This window comes from Paenibacillus xinjiangensis, assembly GCF_059686975.1.
On the sequence record NZ_JCAALS010000012.1, the window covers coordinates 35264 to 61206 of the forward strand.

At 49.2% G+C, this 25943-nt stretch carries 25 protein-coding genes; 24 read left to right on the top strand and 1 reads right to left on the bottom strand.

What is annotated here, in order from left to right:
* The first annotated feature begins 99 nt into the window (after positions 1–99).
* The 20 genes from AC6ESP_RS13660 to AC6ESP_RS13755 all read left to right on the top strand — a co-directional run bounded on the left by AC6ESP_RS13660 (position 100) and on the right by AC6ESP_RS13755 (position 22752).
* Positions 100–897, top strand: coding sequence for an ABC transporter permease (locus AC6ESP_RS13660; protein WP_497097414.1), 798 nt, complete (start codon positions 100–102; stop codon positions 895–897).
* A 36-nt stretch (positions 898–933) separates the two neighbouring features.
* A complete protein-coding gene (locus AC6ESP_RS13665) occupies positions 934–1902 on the top strand; it encodes an aromatic acid exporter family protein (protein ID WP_497097291.1) in 969 nt (322 codons plus the stop codon).
* 107 nt (positions 1903–2009) lie between these two features.
* Positions 2010–2573, top strand: coding sequence for an outer spore coat protein CotE (locus tag AC6ESP_RS13670; RefSeq protein ID WP_497097292.1), 564 nt, complete (start codon positions 2010–2012; stop codon positions 2571–2573).
* A gap of 313 nt (positions 2574–2886) precedes the next feature.
* Positions 2887–4140: a putative amidoligase domain-containing protein gene (locus AC6ESP_RS13675; RefSeq protein WP_497097293.1), complete on the top strand. Its 1254-nt coding sequence runs from the start codon at positions 2887–2889 to the stop codon at positions 4138–4140.
* 156 nt (positions 4141–4296) lie between these two features.
* Positions 4297–6999, top strand: a complete 2703-nt coding sequence (gene mutS, locus AC6ESP_RS13680) for a DNA mismatch repair protein MutS (RefSeq protein WP_497097294.1) — start codon at positions 4297–4299, stop codon at positions 6997–6999.
* Positions 7000–7026: 27 nt separating this feature from the next.
* Complete coding sequence (mutL, locus tag AC6ESP_RS13685) at positions 7027–9057, top strand: DNA mismatch repair endonuclease MutL (protein ID WP_497097295.1); 2031 nt, start codon at positions 7027–7029, stop codon at positions 9055–9057.
* Entirely contained in the window at positions 9054–9839 is a 786-nt protein-coding gene (locus tag AC6ESP_RS13690) for a class I SAM-dependent methyltransferase (RefSeq protein WP_497097296.1), read from the top strand. The genes mutL and AC6ESP_RS13690 overlap by 4 nt, the downstream gene beginning before the upstream one ends.
* On the top strand, positions 9826–10833 hold the full coding sequence (miaA, locus tag AC6ESP_RS13695) for a tRNA (adenosine(37)-N6)-dimethylallyltransferase MiaA (protein ID WP_497097297.1): 1008 nt from the start codon (positions 9826–9828) through the stop codon (positions 10831–10833). The genes AC6ESP_RS13690 and miaA overlap by 14 nt, the downstream gene beginning before the upstream one ends.
* Positions 10830–11072 (top strand): RNA chaperone Hfq, encoded by a 243-nt coding sequence (gene hfq, locus AC6ESP_RS13700; protein ID WP_056028072.1) that lies wholly within the window; start codon positions 10830–10832, stop codon positions 11070–11072. The genes miaA and hfq overlap by 4 nt, the downstream gene beginning before the upstream one ends.
* A gap of 151 nt (positions 11073–11223) precedes the next feature.
* Positions 11224–13791 carry a transglycosylase domain-containing protein gene (locus AC6ESP_RS13705; protein ID WP_497097298.1) on the top strand — a complete coding sequence of 856 codons (2568 nt, stop codon included), beginning with the start codon at positions 11224–11226 and terminating at the stop codon, positions 13789–13791.
* A 28-nt stretch (positions 13792–13819) separates the two neighbouring features.
* Positions 13820–14515, top strand: a complete 696-nt coding sequence (locus AC6ESP_RS13710) for a peptidylprolyl isomerase (protein WP_497097299.1) — start codon at positions 13820–13822, stop codon at positions 14513–14515.
* A gap of 188 nt (positions 14516–14703) precedes the next feature.
* Positions 14704–15261 carry a ribonuclease FAU-1 family protein gene (locus tag AC6ESP_RS13715; protein WP_497097300.1) on the top strand — a complete coding sequence of 186 codons (558 nt, stop codon included), beginning with the start codon at positions 14704–14706 and terminating at the stop codon, positions 15259–15261.
* Positions 15258–15935, top strand: coding sequence for a YdcF family protein (locus AC6ESP_RS13720; protein ID WP_497097301.1), 678 nt, complete (start codon positions 15258–15260; stop codon positions 15933–15935). The genes AC6ESP_RS13715 and AC6ESP_RS13720 overlap by 4 nt, the downstream gene beginning before the upstream one ends.
* Positions 15936–16060: 125 nt before the next feature.
* Positions 16061–17041: an AAA family ATPase gene (locus tag AC6ESP_RS13725; protein ID WP_497097302.1), complete on the top strand. Its 981-nt coding sequence runs from the start codon at positions 16061–16063 to the stop codon at positions 17039–17041.
* Between the two features lie 44 nt (positions 17042–17085).
* Entirely contained in the window at positions 17086–18369 is a 1284-nt protein-coding gene (hflX, locus tag AC6ESP_RS13730) for a GTPase HflX (protein ID WP_497097303.1), read from the top strand.
* A 42-nt stretch (positions 18370–18411) separates the two neighbouring features.
* Positions 18412–19710 carry a methionine gamma-lyase family protein gene (locus AC6ESP_RS13735; protein WP_497097415.1) on the top strand — a complete coding sequence of 433 codons (1299 nt, stop codon included), beginning with the start codon at positions 18412–18414 and terminating at the stop codon, positions 19708–19710.
* Between the two features lie 60 nt (positions 19711–19770).
* Positions 19771–20181, top strand: a complete 411-nt coding sequence (locus AC6ESP_RS13740) for a MerR family transcriptional regulator (protein ID WP_497097304.1) — start codon at positions 19771–19773, stop codon at positions 20179–20181.
* A gap of 43 nt (positions 20182–20224) precedes the next feature.
* Complete coding sequence (gene glnA / locus AC6ESP_RS13745) at positions 20225–21553, top strand: type I glutamate--ammonia ligase (RefSeq protein WP_497097305.1); 1329 nt, start codon at positions 20225–20227, stop codon at positions 21551–21553.
* 216 nt (positions 21554–21769) lie between these two features.
* Positions 21770–22192 carry an HD domain-containing protein gene (locus AC6ESP_RS13750; RefSeq protein ID WP_497097306.1) on the top strand — a complete coding sequence of 141 codons (423 nt, stop codon included), beginning with the start codon at positions 21770–21772 and terminating at the stop codon, positions 22190–22192.
* 182 nt (positions 22193–22374) lie between these two features.
* Positions 22375–22752 (top strand): YhjD family protein, encoded by a 378-nt coding sequence (locus tag AC6ESP_RS13755; protein ID WP_497097307.1) that lies wholly within the window; start codon positions 22375–22377, stop codon positions 22750–22752.
* Positions 22753–22859: 107 nt separating this feature from the next.
* On the opposite strand, the gene lexA is transcribed toward AC6ESP_RS13755, so the two are convergent.
* The gene (gene lexA / locus AC6ESP_RS13760) at positions 22860–23480 is read right to left on the bottom strand and encodes a transcriptional repressor LexA (RefSeq protein WP_497097308.1); all 621 of its coding nucleotides are present in this window, start codon (positions 23478–23480) and stop codon (positions 22860–22862) included.
* Between the two features lie 160 nt (positions 23481–23640).
* On the opposite strand from lexA, the gene yneA reads away from it, so the two are divergent.
* From yneA to AC6ESP_RS13780, 4 genes are all read left to right on the top strand, one after another.
* The gene (yneA, locus tag AC6ESP_RS13765) at positions 23641–24009 is read left to right on the top strand and encodes a cell division suppressor protein YneA (protein WP_497097309.1); all 369 of its coding nucleotides are present in this window, start codon (positions 23641–23643) and stop codon (positions 24007–24009) included.
* Between the two features lie 153 nt (positions 24010–24162).
* Positions 24163–24354, top strand: a complete 192-nt coding sequence (locus tag AC6ESP_RS13770) for a DUF896 domain-containing protein (RefSeq protein WP_497097310.1) — start codon at positions 24163–24165, stop codon at positions 24352–24354.
* A 42-nt stretch (positions 24355–24396) separates the two neighbouring features.
* Entirely contained in the window at positions 24397–25383 is a 987-nt protein-coding gene (locus tag AC6ESP_RS13775) for an aldo/keto reductase (RefSeq protein ID WP_497097311.1), read from the top strand.
* Between the two features lie 41 nt (positions 25384–25424).
* The gene (locus AC6ESP_RS13780) at positions 25425–25931 is read left to right on the top strand and encodes a hypothetical protein (protein WP_497097312.1); all 507 of its coding nucleotides are present in this window, start codon (positions 25425–25427) and stop codon (positions 25929–25931) included.
* Positions 25932–25943: the final 12 nt, after the last annotated feature.

The following is a 25943-nucleotide window of genomic DNA, read 5'->3' on the forward strand; positions in this document are numbered from 1 at the left end:
CAACGAAGCAGCTACAGCTACAGGGCAGCTGAGAGTGCTGGGGAGAAGGAAGCTGAGCTAGCTACCCTATCGGGGATACAAGAGGATCGGACGAATTGGATGGAGCAGCTGCATCTCCGTTTCAAAAAACGTGCTAAACGTTTATCTGCCGCGGTAGGTGTTACACAAGTGGCTATCCTTATCGTATTTCTTGCCCTATGGGAAACGGCAGGAACGAGAAAATGGATTGATCCGCTGTTGTTCAGCTATCCATCCAAGCTGTTCCGTCAGCTATGGACAACGTTGTCTGACGGCTCTCTATGGCCGCATATCGGGATGACTGTATCGGAGACTGCGCTTGGATTTGCTCTTGGGACTCTAATGGGTACCACAATGGCGGCAGCATTATGGTGGTTTCCTTTTCTATCTAGGGTGTTCGATCCCTATCTGGTCGTGCTTAACAGTATGCCGAAGGTAGCACTGGGGCCGATCTTTATTGTGCTGCTGGGACCTGGCTTCCTATCAATCGTGGCAGTAACCTTGTCGGTGACGGTCATTATTACGACGATTAATATTTATAACCGATTTCGAGAAATCGATGAAGGCTATATTAAGGTCGTTAGATTGTTCGGAGCAAGCAGGGCGCAGCTGTTCGGCAAGGTTATTCTGCCAGCGTCATTCCCTGTCATTATATCTGCCTTAAAGGTGAACGTTGGCTTAGCATGGGTCGGCGTGATTGTCGGTGAGTTCCTGGTGGCGAAGCTTGGACTGGGCTATCTGATCATCTATGGGTTCCAAGTGTTCAACTTCACGCTCGTGTTGTCCAGCTTGCTGGTTATTGCGGCAGTCGCGACCGTTATGTATCAGCTCGTGGCAGCTTTGGAAAGAAAGTTGACGTCAGGCTGGCGTGAACGTTAGGATAGACATAAAATCTCATTAGGACGCGGGGAAATTATGGGTATTCGAATTATTAAAACAGCAGTAGCAGCGATTGCAGCCATCTATACCGCTTTTTATTTGCAGCTGGATAATTCGTTAGGGGCAGGAATACTGGCTATTCTTGGTGTTGAGGTAAGCCGGATGAAGGGGCTGAAAAGCGCCTTTGTCCGGTTTCTTGCTTCGGTATTGGGTCTTTTCTTCGCTTCATTGGTGTTCACGGTATTCGGCTTCCATATTTGGGCGGTGGCGCTGTTCATTCTGATCACCTTCTCCGTGCTTGCGCGTTTTCAATTGAGCAATGGCATCGTAACAAGCTCGGTTATCGTCTTCCACCTGTTCGCGCACGGGGAAGTGACTGTCGACATTATTGGGAATGAAATTATGCTCTTATTCACTGGCCTTGGCTGGGCAACGGTCATTAATATGATCTATATGCCGAAGGACAAGCATTTGCTCGAATCGCTGAAGGATGAGGTCGACCGGCTATTCAGTGTGGTTTTTACCGAGATGGCGTTGACGCTGCGTGATCCATCTCATATATGGGATGGGAGTGAGCTTCTTGCTGTTGATTCTAGGATAGACGAAGGAGCACGACGCTCGCTGCTGAACCGGGATAATAAGCTGTGGGGACAGGAGCAATATTGGTCGACCTATTATGAAATGCGCCGTCAGCAGCTGGAGTCTGTTCAGCAAATGCTCGTGGAGCTTGCGTTCGTCTATGAGAAATGGCCGCAGAATGAATTGATCGCGGAGCTCATGGAGCAGCTGTCGGAGGATGTGAAGTCCGAGGTGTATCAAGGGCTGGCGGAGAAGAAGCTGTCTGGCATGAGGGAGAAGTTCCGTGCAATGGAGCTGCCTCAGACAAGGGAGGAGTTCGAGGTTCGGGCAGCGCTTCTGAAGCTACTGCATGAGTTGGAGCGCTACCTGAGCATTGCAAAAAGGCTCAAAAAAAGAAAAGTCATTTTAGACAAAGTTGCGCCATAAAATAAAGAGGGAAAAAATTCGTTGCGGCGCGAGAAAAGAAACAGTCACCCTAGACGAATGTCCTGCATACACTTTAAATGAATGATTGTATGGAGGAGGTTAAATCGATGGCTATTGCAGATAAACAGCTTCAAGGTAGAGAAATAATTACAAAAGCTGTCTGCGGCAAAGGTCGTAAGTTTTCCACTGTAACCCATACCGTAACGCCGCCTCATCATCCGACCAGCATACTGGGCGCATGGATAATCAACCATCAATATGAAGCGGTTCGATCGGGCGACGGCATTGAGGTGATCGGTACTTACGATATCAACATTTGGTATTCGTACAGCAAGAACTCGCAAACAGATGTAGCAAAAGAATCCGTACATTACGTTGAGCATGTTCCTCTCTCGTATCTGGATCCGAAGCACCGGACAGCTACGGAGGAAGTTTCTGCTGATGCGCTGCAAGAGCCTAACTGTGTAGAGGCTAACATCTCTTCCAGCGGCTCTGGCGTCGTGATTCGCGTAGAACGTGAATTCGCGGTAGAAATGATCGCAGAAACGAAGGTATGGGTCGCTGTCTTCCCTGGCGGTTACGACGACATGGATGGCAAGGACCTCGACTTCGGTGTCGGCGATGGGGACTATGAGGATTTGGATCCGGATCTGCTAGACGACGAGCTGTAATCCGGAAATCCGCTACTGTGCTGCTTCTGTATTGCATCTTATGCTGCTTCTGCAGCAAATTCGAGGGCGAAAGCCCTCTTTTTGTTGAATTTATAGGGATTGCGATGAAATACGCATGAAGTTTATATAAAAATGGGGTGCGGCGATGACTGCGACTTGGGCTTGGCTTGGCGATGATGAACGGCTGGAGCGGGTTGCCGCATCAGGTATAGACACTGATATAGCCGTCGTTGTCGGGGAAGTTACCGGTAATCGCAGGCTTGGCCGGTGGACAGATGTGGAAGCTGGCGATGCTGTAGTTGTGCTCGGAGAATTGCGTACGATCGAACCAGAGCTTTATTCTGGTGTATGGCTGTTCAATGAGGGCGCAGCCAGAGCCGCCGCGATGAACTCGGAAGAGCGGGAGAGAAGCTGGAGCCGCGCTGGCTTGACGCGCGAAGCTAGAGAGGACGAGCGGTTATATCGCGTCCAGGCTGTTCATCTGGAGGCGATCCAGCTCGTGCGGATCGATCGCTCAGGGCGTGAGCTGGGCGCGCGGGAGACCGGCCACGGCGGCTTGTCGTGGCCGGTTGATCCCGCGCAGCGGAGGGTTGTGCGCGCAGCGATAGCCGCGCTGTATGCAGTCGGCCTCGACATTGGCGAGGTCGATGTTGCACTTGGCGCGGACGGGCGTACAGCCGTCCGCGGGGTTAGGCAGCTGCGCGATGGGCAGGCGCGCGCTGTTGGTCTTGAGCGGCTCGCCGCCGCATGGCGGAAGGCGGCGGGAGCCGGCGGGGAGGCGTCAGCGCGCAAGCTGCTGATTGGCGCCGACCCGGAGTTTGTGCTGGTAAGGCCGGATGGCAGGATTGCCCCGGCCTCGCGGTTTTTGGGTGAAGGCGTCGGGGGCGCAGCCGGGAGCGACGCTATGCTTGTGGGGCGACGGATTGTGTATCCCGTCGCTGAGCTGCGGCCTGAGCCCGCGGGGGACCCCGCCGGGCTCACGGCCCATGTGCGGCAGCTGCTGCTGCGCGCTGCCGCCAAGGTCAGCGACCCCAGCCTCCGCTGGGCCGCTGGAGCCATGCCCGTGCCGGGGCTAGCGCTCGGCGGGCACATCCATCTCAGCGGCACGCCGCTGTCCAGCCGGCTGCTGCGGCTGCTTGACAGCTACGCGGCGTTCCCGCTCGCGCTAGTGGAAGACCCCGCCGGCCGGGGCAGACGCCCCCGCTACGGCGTCCTTGGCGATTACCGCCTGCAGGAGCATGGCGGCTTCGAATATCGCACGCTGCCGAGCTGGCTCGTCTCGCCAGCAGCGACCAAGGCAGCCTTCGCGCTGGCGCTGCTGTGCGCGCGCGAAGCTCAAGCCCTCTCTTACATACCCGCTCTAGACGAGCGGTATGTCGCAGCCTACTACGCCGGCGATCGCACAGAGCTCGCCGGCTGCCTTGACCGCGTCGCCGCAGCTGCGGCCGCGACGCCAAGCTACGCCGCGCTAGCGCCCTACATCGAGCCTCTGCTCGATGCGGCGCGCCGCGGCGTTACTTGGGATGAGCGGGCTGACATCCGCATCAAATGGCGCATTCCTCTCTAAAGGCTTCACATTCTTCATCCTATCAGCACCTCCATTCCCATCCCTCAAAATATGGTGCTTCCTCGCAGCGGGTTGGCTACTTGGCAGCTCGCTTGTTATAATAGAACGATCACGCACTAATATACAGATACGGATAATAACTTAGGAGGGGCGTCAGTGGCTGGTTATACCCCGATGATTCAACAATATCTCGCCATCAAAGAAGAGGCGAAGGATGCTTTTTTATTTTTTAGGCTTGGCGATTTCTATGAAATGTTTTTTGAGGATGCCATTGCAGCATCTAGAGAGCTCGAGATTACATTGACGGGAAGAGAGGGTGGCGGCACGGAAAAAATTCCGATGTGCGGCGTACCTTATCATTCTGCAGAAAATTACATAGCGAGACTAGTGGATAAAGGCTATAAGGTTGCGGTATGTGAACAAGTAGAGGACCCCGCTGCTGCCAAAGGCGTCGTTCGCCGTGAGATCGTTCGCGTAATTACACCAGGTACCGTAATGGAATCCAAATCGTTAGCGGACAAAATAAACAATTTTATCGTGTCAGTAGCCCTTCACGAGACACATGCTGGAGTATCCGCGTGTGATTTGTCTACGGGCGAGCTGTACGTGACTTCGATTCCTTATCAGATTGAAGCATTGATTGATGAGATCAATGTCTATCAGCCCGCGGAAATCGTCGGCGACCAGGTATTGCTGGACAAGCTTCAAGCGACCGCGGTATGGAACCGTCCAGTTCTTCTAACAGAACGGCTGCCTATGACTGACGAGAAGCTGAGCCTGCAGTTCGACTCATCCCAGCTGGCAGGACTGAATGCGACTAGAAAACGTGCAATAAGCCTAATGACAGGCTATCTGGACGATACGCAGAAACGTTCGCTCGGACATGTCCGTACGATTCGCGTCTATGAGCCTAACCAATATATGATTCTGGATCATTATACCCGTCGTAATCTGGAGCTGACGGAGACGGTGCGCGATCGCAACAAAAAAGGCTCGCTCCTCTGGCTGCTCGACCGCTCGCAGACCTCAATGGGCGCACGGCTGCTGCGCCGCTGGATTGATAAGCCGCTGCTTAATCGCTCGGCAATTGAAGCGAGATATGAGGCTGTCGATACACTCTATCGCAATCTGATACTAAGAGATGATATCCGCTCAGAGCTGAATCAAATCTATGACCTTGAGCGCCTTGTTGGCCGAGTAGCGTTCGGCAGCGCGAATGGACGGGATATGAATGCCCTCAAGAACTCAATTCGCAGAGTTCCGATGCTGATGGAGCTAGCGAAGAATTCAGGCTCAGAGAGACTGCAAGCGCTCGTCCAAGGACTCGATGATTGCAGTGAACTAGGAGATATGATCGATACGGTTATCGTGGACGAGCCTCCTGTATCGATTCGCGAAGGCAGTCTGATCCGCTCAGGCTATGACGATTATCTCGACCAGCTGCGTGAAGCAAGCACGAACGGCAAGAAGTGGCTGGCCGAGCTAGAGCGTCAGGAGCGTGAAGCGACAGGCATCAAGTCCATTAAGATCGGCTTCAACAAAGTGTTCGGCTACTTCCTAGAAGTATCCAAATCGAACCTGGCGATGCTGCCTGAGGGCCGCTACGAGCGCAAACAGACTCTTGCCAACGCAGAGCGCTTCGTCACGACTGAGCTCAAAGAGAAGGAAAGACTGATTCTCGAAGCCGAGGACAAAATGGTTGATCTGGAATATGCGCGCTTTATTGAGCTGCGTGATCATCTTGCCTTACAGCTGCATCGACTACAGCGTCTAGCTGAGGTTATTGCTGAGCTGGACGTGTACCAATCCTTTGCAACGGTAAGCGCAGAGAAGAGATTCGCACGTCCCGTTATTAATGAGCATTATGATCTGACGGTGGAAGAAGGCAGACATCCAGTCGTTGAGGCTGTGATGGAGGGTGTTCCTTTTATCGCGAACAGTACGGTACTGAACAAAGACGAGCAGTCGATGCTCCTCATCACAGGTCCGAACATGGCGGGTAAAAGCACCTATATGCGTCAAGTGGCACTCATTTGCATTATGGCGCAGATCGGCTGCTTCGTACCCGCTAAGTCAGCAGAGGTTCCGCTTGTTGACCGAATCTTTACCCGTATTGGGGCGGCTGATGATCTCATCGGCGGTCAGAGCACATTCATGGTAGAGATGAAGGATATTCAGCTTATGACGGAGAAAGCGACTCCTAACAGCCTAGTCATTATCGATGAGCTTGGACGAGGTACGTCGACAGGCGAAGGAATGGCAATTGCACAAGCGGTCATTGAGTTCGTGCATGATCATATCGGGTGTAAAGCGCTCGTATCGACGCATTTCCATGAGCTGTCACATCTGGAGGATTCCCTTCCTTCACTTGCTAACGCATGTATGGCCGTTCAAGAGAGCGGCGATCATGTCACCTTCCTGCGTAAGCTTATTCCCGGGGCAGCAGGCACGAGCTACGGTATTTATTGTGCGCGTCTTGCAGGCTTGCCGAATTCTATTATCAGCCGCTCCTATGAGCTGTTAGAGCGTTCAGAAGCCGAGACGGGGACCAAAGGCGTTGTTCTACCTACCAATGCACCGATTGCGCGTGAGATCTCTGCCGAGCAGTCAGTTTATGAGAAACTCGCAGAGCCAGCTGCCGCTCAGATGGCCTTCAAGGAGACGGCTGCTGCCGTTCAGCTCTCGATCTTCGATGAGCCTGCCGATCCGGCTCCTGCGGTGGAGGCCAGCGGTAGACGCAAAGCGAGTCCGAAGGCTGAGCAGTTAGCAGAACAGCTGCGGAAGCTGGATTTGTTCAATATGACGCCAATGCAGGCCATGCAGTGGCTTAATGATATGAAGCACAAAATGAAAGAATAGACGTGTTGTAGGAGAGGAGGGCTCCACATGGGGAAAATTCATGTATTGGACGAACAGCTAGCCAACCAGATTGCGGCGGGAGAGGTTGTTGAACGGCCGTCCTCCGTTATTAAAGAGCTTGTCGAGAATGCGGTGGATGCCGGCAGCTCGGTCATTGATGTTACGGTGGAAGAGGGTGGATTGTCACTTATTCGTGTAACCGATAATGGTTCAGGAATGGAGCCTGACGATATTGCAACTGCTTTCCAACGTCATGCGACTAGCAAAATAGCTTCTAGCAGCGATTTGTTCCGAATCGCGAGCCTCGGCTTCCGCGGCGAGGCGCTGCCAAGTATTGCGGCTGTATCTCGGTTGGAATGTGTATCCTCTGTTGAAACGACGGGACTTGCCCATCGTATTCGCATTGAGGGCGGCAGCATAACCGTCAATGAGCCTGCCAACGCACCGCAGGGTACCGATATGACCGTCCGTGATCTGTTCTACAACACACCTGCTCGGTTGAAATACATGAAGGCCATTCAGACGGAGCTCGGACATATTTCTGATTATATCTACCGTATTGCACTTGCCCATCCAGGCATTGCATTCACGCTTAAGCATAACAACAATGTACTGCTCAGGACGCTAGGCACTGGCGACCGCTTGCAGGTCATCGCTGCTGTATACGGAACCAACACGGCCAAGTCGATGCTCAAGGTAGAAGGTGAGACAGCGGACTATGTGTTAAGCGGGTATATATCGAAGCCTGAGCTGACTCGTGCGAATCGCAACGCAATGACGGCTATCGTGAACGGTCGTTTTATTCGCAGCCATGCGATTAATCAAGCGATTCTGCAAGCCTATCATACGTTGCTGCCGATTAACCGCTTCCCGCTTGTTGTGCTTGAGGTCGGGATGCATCCTAGTCTTCTTGATGTGAATGTGCATCCATCCAAGATGGAGGTTCGCTTCAGTAAAGAAACAGAGCTTAGAGCTCTCGTAGAGCAAGCAGTAAGAGCTTCTCTGGGTAAAGAACGTCATATTCCTGGACCAGATGCTGCTTCCAGACAGGAACGGTCCAAGCCTTTATTCGTTCAGGATGCGATTTCTTTCCATCGCCCAGAGCCTGCCGAGCAGTCTTCACTCACGGCGGAGCGACTATTCGGCGCCAGCACTAATAGCACTTCTATCCAGACTCCCTACAGAGCTGTACAACCGTTCAGCCGTGAGTCACAGGGAAGCAGCAGCTCCTACAACGCGTCCTACCAGCCGCAGCGCGAGTCTATTCCTCAGAATGCAGCTGAACGTCTATATCGACCAGCTGAGAAGGAAGAATCTGCGCTGCGTGAGACGCTGGCACAGTGGGAGCAGGCAGCTCCAGCTGTACAATCTTCATTGAAATCCGATGAAGCATGGCTGGAGGAGCCGCATACGGAGGCTGATACTCAGCAGGAAGCTGGCCAGCAGGCTGCTGCGGCTGTTGCGACACCTGCTTTTCCGGAGCTGTATTGGATTGGTCAGCTGCATGGCACCTATATTGTTGCCCAAGCAGAGGATGGCTTGTACTTGATTGACCAGCATGCTGCTCATGAACGCATTAATTATGAATATTATTACGAGAAATTCGGGAATCCGGAGGCAGCGAGCCAGCAGCTGCTTGTACCGCTGACCCTTGAATTCACCCCGGGTGAAGCTGATCAGCTGCGCAGAATGCTCGAGCTGTTCGCCGAAGCCGGCGTCGAGCTGGAGCCCTTCGGAGCACAGACGTTCCTCGTTCGTGCTTATCCAGAATGGCTGCCGCAGGGTGAGGAGCAGGACATTATCGAGGAGATGGCGGAGCTGCTCTTAACGGAGCGGAAGTCCATCGACATCGCCAAGCTGCGCGAGAAGGCTGCCATAATGTGCTCCTGCAAAGCTTCGATTAAAGCGAATGACCGGAAAACAAGGGAAGAGGGCGAAGCTCTGCTGTCACGGCTTGGCGCTTGTATTCAGCCCTACACCTGTCCGCATGGACGGCCGATAGTCGTTCATATGTCCACATATCAACTAGAAAAAATGTTCAAACGGGTGATGTCATGATTGTAACAACCGCCGACAAGCCGTCGGCGTCATCGCAGGCGAAGGCAAGAAGGCTTGCGGAAGAATTATCAGCTCCTTATATCGTGCGCGGGAAGCAAACCCTGAGGCAAATGGGAGAGAAGATGGAAGAGATTCGTATGCTTGTTGTGACGGAGAAGGAAGTCCGTTATTATGAAGGGCAGACTGAATCGCCATTTTATTTTCACCCTAGCATGGCATTTGTTCGTGTAAAGCGTATGCGTCGTGGAGAAAATGATCCTTTGATCCAGCTGTCAGGCTGTCTTGAAGGAGATCATGTTGTTGATTGCACAGCAGGCCTCGCCTCTGATTCACTCGTGTTCTCCTACGCTGCGGGGGAATCCGGCTCTGTTACCTCGATAGAGAGTGAGCCGGTGCTATGTGCACTTGTGCGAGAAGGCCTGGCGGCCTATAAGACAGGCTTAGAAGATGTCGATGCGGCTATGCGACGTATCGAGATGCACAGCGAGCATCATTATGCGTATTTGGCTGGACTGCCCGATCAAAGCGTCGATATCGTCTATTTCGATCCCATGTTCCGGAAACCGATTCATGAATCTAGCGCTATTGAGCCACTTAGAACACTTGCGAATGATAGTGCTCTGACACAGGAGGCAGTCGCTGAGGCTGTTCGGGTAGCACGCAAGACCGTGATATTGAAGGAGCATCGGGATAGCAGCGAGTTCGCTAGATTAGGGTTTGAACGGCGACATGTGAACACGTCGAAAATTGCTTATGGAGTGATAGAGGTTGCAAGAACATAAGGATAAACAACATAAGCACAAGCTGCTGGTATTGATTGGCCCGACAGCGGTAGGGAAAACTCAGATGAGTCTCGATCTAGCCAAGGCCTGGAATGCGGAAATCATTTCTGGAGACTCGATGCAGGTCTATCGCGGCATGGACATCGGTACAGCTAAGCTGCCCCTTGAAGAGCGCGAGGGCATTCCTCATCATCTGATTGATATTTGTGATCCGGACACGCCCTATTCTGTTGCTGATTTTCAAGCAGGCTGCGTAAGCAGCATTCAAGCTATAACGGAGCTTGGGAAGCTCCCCTTTATTGTGGGGGGGACTGGGCTGTATGTCGAATCGGTCTGCTATGGCTTTGAGTTCGCCGAGAGTGGCTCTGATGAGTCTTTCCGGAAGGAACAGGAGCTGTTCGCAGCTGAGCATGGTGCTGAGGCGCTGCATGACAAGCTCGCCATAATCGATCCAGTATCCGCGGAGCGGCTTCATCCTAATGATCAGCGCAGAGTTATTCGAGCACTGGAAATTTATCATCTAACCGGTCAGACCTTATCGACTCAGCTTGAAGGACAGAAACGCGAATCGCCTTACGAACTGTGTATCATCGGACTGACGATGGACCGTGCTGTACTGTATTCGCGTATTGAGAAGCGCATTGACATGATGCTGGAGCAGGGGCTTGTGGAGGAAGTAAGCAGGCTGCTGTCACGAGGCGTGCCCCCTCATGCGGTAGCTATGCAGGGCTTAGGCTATAAAGAAATCGCGATGTATTTGCGCGGAGAATGCACCTTAGAGGCAGCAGTAACTCTATTGAAGCGGGATACACGGAGATTCGCCAAACGGCAATTGTCATGGTTCCGTCACATGAAGGACATCGAATGGATCGATATGGGGGAAAATTTTCACAACAATTTACATCGGATTCATGGTATAATAGCAGGAAAGTTTCAAGTCAATCTTGAATATACTTCTAATCAATCTTTTTTAGACGGAGGTAACGTCCAATGAACAAATCGATCAATATTCAAGATACTTTCTTGAACCAACTACGTAAAGACAATATTCCGGTTACGGTTTTTCTAATGAATGGATTTCAAATCAGGGGCGTTATTAAAGCGTTTGATAACTTCACAATCATTATTGACAGCGAAGGCCGTCAACAAATGGTGTACAAGCATGCTATCTCGACGTTTACTCCACAGCGTAATGTTTCCCTTATGCAGGATAATAGCAGCTCAGATTCATAGGGCGTTATACACGAGATGAAACTTATTCATGACGTGCAACGTTTAACTAGATAGCGGAAAGCAAGGGCAACCCGCTCATGTCGGGTTGTTCTTTTCATTCCTGGGTAAAAATAGACAGAGTAGATTAAAGAGCAACAGGAGGGGAGTCAGCATGGCTGAACGACCAAGAACGAGACAGGCAGTACCAACCAAGAAAAAGAAAAAGCGAAAGATATCCGGACGGAAATGGTTTTTTGGATTGTTTTTCACGGCGGTTATCGCCATCGTATGCGGTATTATCGGGTATTTACTTATCATATTGAATGGTGAACGTATTCTCACAGAGAAGGCCGATATGCTCGTATTAGGTGAAGCATCCATCATCTACGATGTGAATGGCGAAGAAGTATCGAGGCTGTCCCAAGGCGATCAGAACCGTGAGATCGTGGATTACAATGATATTCCGAAGATGCTCCTTAATGCATTCGTAGCGACGGAGGATATGCGATTCTACGATCATTCCGGAATTGACTTCTTCTCTGTCGGACGTGCAGTGGTGAAGGATATTATCGCTAGAAGCGCTGTTGAGGGCGGCAGTACCATTACCCAGCAGCTAGCCAAGAACATGTTCTTGTCAGCGGACAAAACCTTTTTCCGTAAAGCGACTGAAGCTTCTATAGCGGTCGCGCTCGAGAATAACTACACCAAGGAAGAAATACTGACTATGTATCTGAACCGGATATACTTCGGCAAAGGTATGTATGGCATTAAGGCAGCAGCTGATTTCTACTTCGACAAAGAGCTTAAGGATTTAGATATTTCGGAGATTGCAACTCTGGCGGGGATGCCGAAGGCGCCTAACCGATACAATCCGATCAACGATCCTGAATCTTCCGTGGCACGCCGCGGAGTCGTACTGAAGCTAATGAATGATCAAGGCTTTATTACAGCTGCTGAAAAGGATGAAGCGAACGCAGCGGTATATAAGGCGCCAGCTAGTATTGAAGAGAAGCAAAGTGATCCTTATACAGCGTTTGTAGACTATGTGGTTGAGGAAGCTGTTAAGGTTATGCCAGATATGACTGAGGAGCAGCTTCGTATCGGCGGCTATCGTATTTATACGACGCTTAATCCGAAGGCGCAATCGACGGTTGAGGAAGCCTTCGCCGATGATTCCAACTTCGAGGAAAGCCAGGATGAGATTAAGGTGCAGGGCGCGATGATTATTATGGATCACCGTGATGGCGCCATTCAGGCTATGGCCGGAGGCAGGGATTACGAGAAGAAGGGAACGAACCGGGTAGAGATGCCACGCCAGCCGGGATCGGCCTTTAAGCCGATTACCTCTTTTGGACCGGCACTGGAGACAGGTGATTATTATCCATGGACAGTTCTCAAGAATGATCAAACCTGCTTCGGCAACTATTGTCCGAAGGATTCCAAGGGCGCGACGCCGATTACGATGGAAGAAGCGGTCAAGCATTCTCGCAACCTTCCGGCTGTGTGGATGCTCAATACAGTCGGCGTTAGCAACGGTATCGCTTTTGCTGAGAAGCTTGGTTTCGAGCTGGACAGCGAAGACCGCAACCTTGCCATTGCACTTGGTGGTCTGACTAACGGCGTAACGCCAATCGCAATGGCAGAGGCATATAGTGTATTCGCTAACGGCGGCAAGTCAGTTGATCCGCACACGATTACGGAAATTAAGAACAGAGCTGATAAAAATGTATTTACGTACAAAGCTCCGGAATCTAAGCAGCTTATGGAGCCCGAAACAGCTTGGTATATGACAGAGATGCTGCAGACGGTAGTATCTAGTGGTACTGGTACATCGGCGCGTATCGACAGACCTGTTGCAGGTAAAACAGGTACGACGCAGCATGGTATCCCGGGCTTTAACTCGAGCGCCAACCGCGATGCTTGGTTCGTAGGCTACACGCCAGAATGGACAGCAGCCGTATGGATGGGCTACGATAGGACAGATGAGAAGCATGTCATTAAGACTAGCAGCTCGCAAGCTGCGAAAATGTTCGCCAAAGTCATGTCTGAGGCGATGAAGGATGTTCCGAAGTCTAGCTTCAAGCAGCCTAGCGGCATTAAGGAAGAGGTTCCGGAGGAACAGACTGCTGTAACGAGCTTCAATGCGGTATTCTTGCCTGAGGAGTTGAAGGTACAGCTCACTTGGACAGCTCCAGCTAACAGTGCAGCCGGAATTGAATACCAAGTGTACCGGAAGGATGCTTCCGAAGCGGATTATCAATTGTTTGTTGATACTGCGGCATTGAATGTGGATGATCTAAGTGTATTCCCTGGCATGAGCTATGAGTATTATGTCGTAGCGATTAACCCTGAGAAGAATCTGACAAGCAAGCCTTCAGAGAAAATAACGATTATTGTGCCTGAGACGGAGATTGAGATCCCAGAGGTGCCAATGGAGCCAGAGCCGCCTACAGGGGAAGAAATCCCGGGAGATGGCACAGGGGGCGAAGTGACTCCAGATCCAGGTATTGATCCTAATCAGCCTGGAGAAGGTACAGAGCAGCCAGGTAATCCTGATGAAGGCAATAACGGGAATGGAAACGGCAATGGTAATGGTAATAGCAATGGAAATGGTAACGGGAGCGGTAACCAGAACGGCGGAGGCGATCAGAATGGTGGCGTCGTCGAGGAAGGTACTGGTGGCGATATCGGTGCCAACGGCAATGTAGATGCAACAGGAAACACTGCAACGATAGAGTAAATATAGGCAAGCAATATGCCGACAAATAATGAAGCCGAAGCAGCAGGCGGCAGCACATAAGGGGCTGGATGTTACAATGAGCAAGAAGCACGGTTGGCATACGATCATTATGCTATTGACTGCAGCAGCGTTATTCACAGGCTGCGGCTTAACTGACAAATCATTATCGGATGGTTCAGGCAATTCTGCATCAGCGTCCGAGAAGACGATGAAATGGGATAAAATGCCGGACATGACGATCGATTTGAATAAGTCCTATACGGCTAAATTCACAACGAGCAAAGGTGAGTTCTCCGTTAAGCTGTATGCCAGCGAAGCGCCGGTAACCGTCAATAATTTCGTATTCCTTGCACGTGAAGGCTATTATGACGGATTAACATTCCACCGTATCATTGAAGATTATATGATTCAAGGTGGCGACCCGAAAGGGAATGGGACAGGCAATCCTGGTTATTCTATCCCAGATGAGCTGGATACGGAACTTAAGTATGAGCCTGGCATATTGGCTATGGCGAATACAGGGAAGCCCAACACGGGCGGCAGTCAATTCTTTATTTGCACAGGCGAGGATGCGGCTAATCTGAATCAGATTCCGAACTACTCCATATTCGGCAAGGTGGATAGCGGAATGGATATCGTTCTGGAGATTGCCCAAACCCCTGTTGAAGAAACGGTTCCTGTCGATAAAGTCATTATTGAGAAAATCGAAATTGTAGAAGCATAAAAAGTTGATTTCGCCGTCCCATTAGGGGCGGCGAATCTTTTTGTTGCCTATTCTGCCGAAATAGGCTTGGTTTATTTTGCAAGTCTGCTGGAGAAGAACGTTAAGTTATGGTAAGCTTTTTACAACGCTATCCATCATCATCGAAAGCCATTGCTTAGGGCTTATCTCAACGGAAAGGTACGTTCCGTATGAAACGAAAATTCTCGGACCGGGCTAACTGGCGTCGCATACTTCGCAAGAGCTATACTAGTCTGGCGCTCGACAACGATGAGTTCAGAGGTCTCGTCACGTTCTACCGAATCCACGAATTGCGCGAACCGCTCTGGAAGGAATACAATGGGCGTCGTCTCTGCTTGGCAGACCGCGGCTATTTGTGGATGCAGCATTATCCAAGAGGAGAGCATTTCGTCGTGACGACGATGTTTGACGATAAGGGTCGTGTCGTGCAGTGGTATATCGATATATGCAAGACGCAAGGGCTTACGGACCAGCAGGTGCCTTGGTTTGATGATCTGTATTTGGATGTAGTTGTATTGCCAAGCGGTGAAGTATTTCTTATGGATGAAGATGAGCTTGAGGATGCTGTAAGGCAAGGCGATGTAACAGGCAAAGAGGCAGCACTAGCCCGGAAGACTGCAGGAAGATTGCTGTCCAGCATTCGGAACGGACGGTTTCGGTATTTCACGTTAAGCTTGAAGCACCGCAAAAGCTTGTCCGAGAGAACTGGGGAGCTAAGCGAATCATGAAAAATGTTGTTCAGACGAGGAGCAGGTCACGCAAACGACGGAAGAAATTTCGTCCGTGGCTGCTCCTGTTTCGTATTATAGCTTGGGGCATTGTTGCAGGGGTTGTATGGTGTGGATACCTGCTGTGGTTAATCAATAGCTATGACTCGTCCAAGCCTATTGCGAGAGCGGATGCAGGAATTGTACTAGGAGCGGCATTATGGAATGATGTACCGAGCCCCGCGCTCAGAGAACGACTCGATCTTGCCTATGAGCTTTATTCAGCAGGCAATGTGAAGTACCTTATTTTATCCGGTGGACTGGATGGCAATGGCTCCAAGCAGACGGAAGCTGAGGGTATGCAAGTGTATTTGATGGAGAAAGGCGTTCCCTCTAGCAAGCTGCTGCTGGAGAATGCTTCGCGCAGCACCTATGAGAATCTGCTTAACAGCAAGATCATCGCTGAACGCAATGAATTTTCCAGTCTATTGATCATTACGCATGATTACCATTCGCCAAGAGCAATGGAGATTGCACGTTATTTGGACTATCCGGATGCTAAGCCAGCAGCTATGAAATCCGAGGTATTGAAGCCTATTTATAATGAATCACGTGAAGTGCTGGCGTTCACCAAATGGAAGCTGGATGCGGTGTTGCTACGTTTGGGTTATCGTTCTCCTGACTCTGTCCTGTAAATCTGTTAATATGACCGATTCCGATAGAATACACTTGTATAGCGGGATATGCCGGGCCTCCCCTTCAGGGGCAGCTAACGGATATCTCCGTACAGCGACGGTGCGAAGGATAGGTGATGCTACAGATGAGCGGACATGTCATATCGGGATCGAATAACGGAGCAAGACCGTCCCGTCAGATTAACGTAATTCTAAGAACCCAGGAGCCCTATCAGGTGGCAGCGTCTGCCCCTGTTGTAGAGAGTGAGCCGTTACCGTCTGTTAAGCCGCTCCCGACCAGTGATCATTTTGCGGAAATTCAGAAGGATCTAGAGCCAATGATTGGCATGGATAATGTCAAGGCGCTGGTCTATGAGATTTATGCCCTTCTGTATATAAGTCGAATGCGGTCGGAAGCGGGACTATTCGGTGGCTCGCATGTGTATCATATGATATTCAAAGGGAACCCGGGGACGGGCAAGACGACCATCGCTCGAATTGTAGCCAAATTGTTTCAGAAAATGGGCGTTTTGTCGAAAGGTCATCTTATTGAGGTGGAACGGGCAGACTTAGTAGGGGAATATATCGGTCATACTGCTCAGAAGACCAGAGATCTTGTACGCAAAGCCATCGGCGGTGTCTTATTTGTGGATGAGGCGTATAGTCTGGCACGAGGCGGGGAGAAGGATTTCGGTAAAGAGGCAATCGATACGCTGGTCAAAGCGATGGAAGATAATCGGAGCCAATTTGTATTGATATTGGCAGGGTATCCTGCAGAAATCGATCATTTTTTGCTAACGAATCCGGGATTACCTTCACGCTTTCCTATTCAAATCGATTTTCCAGACTATTCGGTTGATCAGCTGATCCAAATCTCTGAGCTTATGTCGAAGGATCGAGATTATTATTTGATGCCAGCGTCCATATTCAAGCTTAGACAGCATTTGATGCAGGAGAAATTAAATGATCTGTTCTCGTTCAGTAATGCTCGCTATGTTCGGAACTTAATTGAGAAGGCGATCAGGCATCAAGCGGTCAGACTGCTGAATCAATATGCCAGCGGGGTCCCGCCGAAGCAGGAGCTTATGACGATCAAGCCTGAGGATCTGAAGTGGGATACAAAGTGAATGGTTATGAAATGATAGCGACGATATGACCAAAGGAGCCTTGCATGCGAGAGAAAACATTTGATACGCGAATGACGATGCAGGAGAAAGCTATTCTTGTCAGTCTGGTAACGCCAGATGTCAAAAAAGGTATTAGTGATCCTGAGCATTCGCTTCAAGAGCTTATCCAATTAGCAGAAACAGCCGGCGTTGAGGTGTTGACGACTTTAACGCAGAATAAGGAAGCCAAAGACTCCAAATGGTTTATCGGTAAGGGAAAGGTTCAGGAAGTGAAGGCATTAGCTGATGAGATGGAAGCAACAACTGCCATTTTTGATCAAGAGCTGTCAGGTGCTCAGGTACGCAACCTGGAAGAAGCTCTTGATCTGAAAATCGTGGACCGAACACAGCTGATTCTGGATATCTTCGCGCAGCGCGCCAAAACGCGGGAAGGGATTATTCAAGTAGAGCTTGCTCAGCTTAGCTATCTGCTGCCAAGGCTGTCTGGACACGGGAAAAATCTGTCACGTCTTGGCGGGGGAATCGGGACTAGAGGGCCGGGAGAATCGAAGCTGGAGACCGACCGCCGGCATATTCGCGATCGCATCCATGATCTGAAAACGCAGCTTGAGGAGGTTGTCAGACACCGCAAGCTGCATCGTGAGCGGCGGAAGAAGGCTGGAGTGATTCAGGTTGCTCTTGTGGGCTACACGAATGCTGGCAAATCGACGCTGCTGCGCGAGCTGACGAGTGCAGATGTGTATGTGGAGAATCAGCTGTTCGCTACACTCGATCCAACCTCACGGACACTTGAGCTGCCTAACGGGCGTGAGGTCGTTATTACCGACACTGTAGGTTTTATTCAGAATCTGCCGCATGATCTGGTTGCTGCATTCCGTGCTACGCTGGAGGAAGTGAATGAGGCGGATCTGGTGCTCCATGTCATTGACAGCAGCTCGCCGATGAGAGATGAACAGATTGCGGTTGTAGATTCGATTCTAGGCGAGCTAGGCGCTTCAGGAACACCAAGCTTATCGCTTTATAATAAGAAAGATCTATGGACACCTGAGTGTCAGAGCTTGCCGAGAACGGCGGGAGATATTCTTGTTATTAGCGCCTTTGATGAAGATGACCTCAGCTTGCTGCGCCAGACGATACAAGATAAGCTTACAGGAGACACATTAACGTTCATGGTGCCAGCTGAGCGTGGTGATCTTATTGCGCTTGCCTATCGCAGCGGGGAGGTAGTGGCTCAGGATGTAGATGGCGATTCACTGCGTCTAACCGTTCTGGTCAGTCAGCAGGATTATGAAATTAACGGGCAACGCTTGCAGCCATATATAGAATAATGGAACTTGGTTACGTTAACTAAAGGGAGAGACGAAGCTGGAATGAAAGCCCAAGAGCAGCATGGATATGATAACGTATGGGAACGGCTAGAAGAGTTGGCTGAGGAGGCGCAGCAGCTTGCCTCAGACAATCTTCGGGCAATGGATCGAATTGCAGAGCGCAATCAGTGGAAGGTAATTAGGGCCTTTCAACGTCATAAGGTAAGTGATTTTCATTTCTCAGGTTCGACAGGGTATGGATATAATGACAGTGGACGAGAGGTTCTTGATCTCGTCTATGCTGATGTGTTCGGAGCGGAGGCGGCGCTCGTGCGTCCTCATTTCGTATCAGGAACACATACGATAAGCTGTGCATTATTCGGTCTCTTGCGTCCAGGAGACGAATTACTGTACATAACGGGTACGCCTTATGACACGCTGCATAAAGTCATTGGCAAGCCTGGCGATGGAACGGGGTCTCTACAGGACTTCGGCATTCACTATAACGAGGTTCCATTGCTGGAGCAGGGTGAGATTGATTGGGATGTCATTGCGAGGAGCATTAGCGACAAGACCAAAGTCATTGGCATCCAACGCTCCCGCGGTTACAGCTGGAGAGCATCCTTTACAGTCGAGCAGATTGGAGAAATGGTAAGAAGGGTAAAACAATTGAAGCCGGATGTACTTGTGTTCGTCGACAACTGCTATGGGGAATTCACCGAGCTGCTGGAGCCGACACAAGTAGGTGTAGATATTATGGCAGGATCACTGATTAAAAATCCTGGCGGCGGCATAGCATCGACAGGTGGATATATTACCGGAACAGCCTCAGCTGTTGAAGCAGCAGCCTATCGCTTAACCGCTCCGGGTATTGGCGGCGAGGTTGGTGCCATGCTAGGTACCTTGCGATCAATTTATCAGGGGTTATTCTTAGCCCCTCATCTCGTTGGACAAGCTGTGAAGGGGAGCATATTCGCAGCAGCGTTGTTCGAGCAGCTTGGATTCGAGACTCAGCCTCGCTGGGATGCTGCGCGTACAGACCTTATTCAAGCTGTGCGGTTCGGCAGTGCAGAGCATTTGATATCATTCGTACAAGGCATTCAGCAGGCAGCTGCGGTAGATGCACATGTCGTGCCTGAGCCATGGGCGATGCCCGGGTATGAGCATCCTGTCATTATGGCTGCAGGTACGTTCATCCAAGGCGGCAGCCTTGAGCTGTCTGCCGATGCTCCGATACGTGAGCCGTATATCGCATATATGCAGGGGGGACTCACATTCGCACATGCCAAATTTGGTGTTTTGACTGCTCTGAGCAAACTCGTGAAAAGTGGATTAATTGTAATTAAACCTCACACAACTTGACACGTTTTTGGAAGGGAGTTAAAATAAACATATAACGAGCGAGTGGAAGGTTGATGCGACATGGCTGATGATATACGTAGAAATATGGCTTTGTTCCCTATCGGCATCGTAATGAAGCTGACGGATCTAACAGCCCGTCAGATTCGTTATTACGAACAGCATGAATTAATCGTACCTGCTAGAACTGGCGGTAACCAACGATTATTTTCTTTTAACGATGTGGAACGATTACTAGAGATCAAAGCATTAATTGAAAAAGGCGTTAATATCGCCGGCATCAAGCAAGTGATGTATCCGGTTTCCAAAGAGTCTGACGATGCCACCATTGTCAGTGAGCAGTCTGAAGTGAAGCGCAGAGAGTTGTCTGATGCTCAGCTTCACCGCCTGCTGAAGCAGCAGCTGCTTGAGAAACGTCCAGGCCAAGCTTCAATGATTCAAGGTCAATTATCTCGTTTCTTGAACAAGCGCTAATTCATTCTAACTAACTGATACACTAATTAAAGGAGATGATTGTGTGAGCTTTACTAAAGAGGATATTAGAAGAATTGCCGAGGAACAGAATGTACGTTTTATCCGTCTGCAGTTCACGGATTTGCTCGGAACCATCAAGAACGTTGAAATTCCTGTCAGCCAATTGGAAAAGGCCCTTGATAATAAAATGATGTTCGATGGATCTTCCATTGAAGGTTATGTAAGGATCGAAGAATCTGACATGTACTTATACCCTGATCTGGATACTTGGGTTGTATTCCCTTGGGTTGCTCAAGATAGAGTTGCTCGCCTTATTTGTGATATCTATATGCCAGATGGCACACCATTCGCAGGAGATCCGCGCGGTATCCTGAAGCGTGCGCTTGTTGAAGCAGAAGAAATGGGCTATACCTCTATGAATGTTGGTCCAGAGCCGGAATTCTTCCTGTTCAAAACCGATGAGCGCGGTGAGCCAACTACGGAATTGAATGACCAAGGCGGATACTTCGACCTAGCTCCTATGGATATGGGTGAGAACTGCCGTCGTGAAATCGTACTTACTCTTGAAGAGATGGGCTTCGAGATCGAAGCTTCTCACCATGAGGTTGCACCAGGCCAGCATGAAATTGACTTCAAATATGCAGATGCGATCAAAGCTGCTGACCAGATCCAAACCTTCAAGCTTGTTGTAAAAACAATTGCAAGACAGCATGGTCTTCATGCGACATTCATGCCTAAACCACTGTTCGGTGTGAACGGCTCCGGTATGCACTGTCACCAATCCTTGTTCCAAGGCAACACGAACGTGTTCTACGACGAGAAGGACAGACTTGGCCTTAGCGCAACAGCTCGTTACTATATGGCTGGTGTTCTGGAGCATGCTCGTTCTATGGCTGCAATCACGAACCCAACGATCAACTCTTACAAACGTCTTGTTCCAGGCTATGAAGCACCTTGCTACGTGGCATGGTCCGCGAGCAACCGTTCGCCTATGATTCGTATTCCAGCTTCACGCGGCCTCAGCACTCGTGTAGAGGTTCGTAACCCGGATCCGGCTGCTAACCCTTACCTGGCTCTTGCTGTTATGCTGAAAGCCGGTCTGGACGGTATCAAGAACAAAACGCCATTGCCTGCTCCAATCGACCGCAATATCTACATCATGACAGAAGAAGAGCGTATCGAGTCCGGCGTGCCTAGCTTGCCAGCCGATCTCAAAGAAGCGTTGGACGAGCTGCTCCGCAGTGAAGTAATCTGCGACGCACTCGGCGACCATGCTCTTGCTCACTTCTATGAGCTGAAAGAAATCGAGTGGGATATGTATAAGACACAAGTTCACCAATGGGAACGCGATCAGTATTTGACGCTGTACTAGAAGTGGAACCGCAGAATAGTGCGGATGTAAAATAAATATGGGGCATCTCTGAGAGGTATTTCATCTCAATGGGATGTCCCTTTTTCTAATTAGTTCTATTAATCTTCGAGAGGAATCAATTTATAACATTAAGTACTCCGGCTAGTATAACCGAATGATAATATGGTTCTGTTCAGTCAAGTACGAGGATGATTTTACAGATAAGGAGGTAAATCAATGTCTGATCTAACAAACGCTATAATTTTGGCTGCTGAGATGCATCAGGGACAAACGGATAAAGGAGGTAGCCCCTACATTCTTCATCCACTACGGCTAATGCTGAAGGCACAGGATGAACGCTCTCAAATAGTTGCGTTACTGCATGATATAGTAGAAGATACCGTTGTGACACTGAACGATTTGCGAGAGAGAGGCTTTGATGAGGGAGTTGTGAATGCAGTCGATAGCTTAACTAGAAGAAATGGAGAAACCTATGATGAATTTATATGTAGAATTAAGCTTGATCCACTAGCGAGAGCTGTGAAAATACTTGATATTGAGGATAATCAGGATTTATCACGCATTCCAAATGTGACGGCGGAGGATTACGCAAGGTTGAAAAAATACGAAATAGCGATCAAGGAATTAAAATTGGAGTAAACTCCTGTATGCTGCAAAAAAAATGACCTGCTAAGTGATGCAGGTCCAAATAAAAGAGGTCTTGAATAGTTAACGTAACCTAGTCTATCAGGTGGATCTAGACAAATTCTGAACATTGCTAATAAGTCAATACTTGATAAGAACGTTTGTTCGTATTACAATCACCTAATGAGGTGAATGAGATGAGCGGATCAAATATCAATCCATCTGAACTGGAAATGAAGCTGATTAAGGACTATTGTATATTGCCAATGCTGCTCGATATGGTTGACCGGAATAAGGAGAAATTGGAGCATAGTGAATATTCGATTAAGAAGCTGTTTATTAACAGCTCCGATATGCTAATGCGTATCATTAATAAGGACATGAATGAGGTGAGGCAGCAGATCAGAGCAATGAATGCCGTAATTTCAGAAGTTAGGCGCAACGAAGAGGGCGTGCTTTATGAAATTAGGCTGCGCGGCTATGTGAGCGAATACGCATTGCTGCGTCATATGGTACGTAACGAGATGGGAACAAGATTGAATACGTACATTAGCGGAATGTTTAATTCTGTCTAAGGTAAGGCTGAACCAAACGTCGATTTTCCAGATTAGTGCACGAAAAAAGCTGTTCCTGCAATCCGATCGTGATCGGTTATTGCGGGAACAGCCTCTTTGGGTTCAATCTAGTGGAAGTCACGGAATAGGCCGACTACCTTGCCGAGTATAGTCACATTCTGAAGTCTGATTGGTTCCATAGATGAATTCTCAGGCTGCAGACGAATATGATCCTTCTCGCGGTAGAAGGTTTTGACAGTCGCTTCATCATCCTCGGTCATCGCTACAACAATATCGCCGTTAATCGCAGTTGGCTGTTGGCGTACGATGACATAGTCGCCGTTATGTATACCGGCCTCGATCATGCTCTCTCCGATGACATTGAGGATGAAGACATCGTCATCACCGACAAAATGTGAAGGCAGCGGGAAGTACTCCTCTATATTCTCAGTAGCTGTAATCGGGATACCTGCTGTAACTTTGCCGACTATAGGAACTTGCGCGACGGATGGACGAATAATGCCGTCAACGCCTTCTTGATCTAATATTTCAATTGCTCTAGGCTTCGTAGGGTCGCGGCGAATAAGGCCTTTCTTCTCCAAGCGATCCAAATGTCCGTGAACAGTGGAGCTTGATGCGAGTCCGACTGCTTCGCCAATTTCACGAACGGAAGGCGGATATCCTTTATCCTTGACTTCATTCTTTATAAATTCAAGAATCGACTGTTGGCGGTTAGAAATCTTCGACAAAGAAATCACTCCATTAATAGATTTGTAGCAAATTATAACATAGAACCGGAGTTCGTACAAACGTAAGTTCTTAAAAACAAAAGTTCGCATTTTCTATTGACCGCAAACACTTGTTCGTGTATTCTAAGAACAGAACAAACGTTTGGGGTGGATGATAATGATGATGATGAATCCGGCTTTTTATAAAACAATCCATGAAGAAACAACTAGACCCACAGAGTCTTTGCATAATCGGTTACACAGAGTGATTAAGCGGCATGGGGTCAAGCTCGCTGCCAGCTGTCTCGTCTTTATGCTGCTATTCAGCAGCTTCCTATTAATGAAGACAGACGCATCGACAGAAGAGCTGGTCGCGAGTGCTGATGAGATAAGTGTTATCGTGGTCTATGGAGATACGCTTTGGTCAATAGCCAAGCGCTATACAGATGGAAGAGATGACATAAGGAGAACAATATACGAGATTCAACAGCGTAATCGGCTTCAGTCGGCAAGCATTCAACCCGGACAGAAATTGATTATTCCTAATTAGGAAGTGTATGATAGGACAGGTAGAGGCGCATGAAGATGCCGACTCTACCTGTCCTTTTTGCAACAGTTAGGTTCAACGCCTTGACAATTGATTGTGGGAGATGTCAAAGTAGTTAAGGAATTATTTTTATATAGCAAGTGAGGTGAGCATATAGTGGAAGAATTAATTGCACGTATTAACGAATTGTCACGCAAACATAAATCAACTGGCTTAACTGCTGGAGAAACGGAAGAACGTGCCCTATTGCGCAAAAAATATATGGATAACTTCAAAAGCAACTTCCGTCAACAGCTGGACACTATTAAATGGGCTGAGGATGAAGACGGTAACCCCGTCAAGCAATAATAGAAGGTTTGCAAGAATAACACTTGGGAAGGAATGATGATAATGCGTTATAATTTACTTGGAAGAAGCGGTCTCGCCGTATCGGAGCTGTGCTTGGGCACCATGACTTTTGGCAATACGACGAGTGAGCAGGATTCTATAGAAATGATTAACCGTTTTCTCGCCCACGGAGGTAATTTCCTTGACACTGCCAATGTGTATGTAAGCGGTCGTTCTGAGGAGATTGTGGGTAAAGCGATTAAAGATCGCCGCTCGGAGGTTGTTCTTGCAACGAAGGTTAGAATGACGACGGAGCCGCATATTAACGGTGTCGGCTTGTCGCGCAAGCATATAATGGACGGTGTTGAAGCAAGCTTAAAGCGACTGCAGACGGATTATATCGACTTGTATCAGGTTCATGTATGGGATCATGCAACGCCTATAGATGAAACACTTCGTACACTGGATGACCTGGTCACATCCGGTAAAGTACGTTACATAGGGTGCTCGAATTTCTTGGCATGGCAATTAATGAAGTCGTTATCATGGAGTGATGTGAACCGTTACGTTCGGTTCGTGTCTATTCAGCCTCAATACAGCCTTGTAAGCAGACAAATGGATATTGAAGTCATGTCGCTGTGCTTGGAGGAGAATGTCGGTGTTATTCCATGGGCACCACTAGGCGGTGGTTTTCTAACGGGCCGGTATGATCGGAACGAGCCTACCGAAGGCCGATTGACATCGAAGATTGGGGAGAGTGCATGGCATAACCGAGCGAGTGAAGGCAACTTTGCCATCCTCGATGCAGTTCGAGATATTGCCTCTGAGCTGGATAAGACACCTGCCCAAGTTGCTCTGAACTGGCTGCTTCAGCGCGAAGGGATCACTTCACCAATCTTTGGCGCAAGCACGCTGGCTCAGTATGAGGATAATATCGGCTCAGTTGGATGGACGCTTCCTGAAGAAGCATGGAAGCGACTAGATGATATAAGTGCTCTGCCGGATGACTATCCGAATCGCTTTATTACGAAGTTCAAGCGTCCGTTCTAATGGGAGCGGGATTTGATTCACACATTTGAGGAGGAAACACATTGTCACGTACGTGGGAACGCAAAGTCCGTAAAAATACGAGTGTCATTAATCAGCAGAGAAAGAAGCAAGGTGCTCCGAGATTTACTCCCCAAGTGGATAAGGTAGAACGCTTCAAAGGAAGAAGCTATATTGCGCCGATACTGCTCATCTTGTTTATTTCGATGTATGTGTTCATTGTATCTGGTGATCCAACCTTCGAGATGACCACGATGTTCTGGGTCACTGTCGGCTGTTATATTCTACTGGCTGTTGTCTTCTTCCTGCGCCGTCCGTACATAGCGATAGGCAAGGATTATGTTCAGACACGTAAAATGACTGGAGATAAGCGTCTGAACACTGCTGCGATTAAAGCGATCAGTGTTCAATCGGGCTACGTTATTATTGAACAGCAGAAAGGCGGCAACTGGGTGTTCTCTCGTATGCTGTATCGCTATCCAACAGATATCATTAGCGAGCGACTGAAAGAATTCGCCAAGGTGAATGGCATTACGTTTAACCAAAAATAGATAATGGGAGAG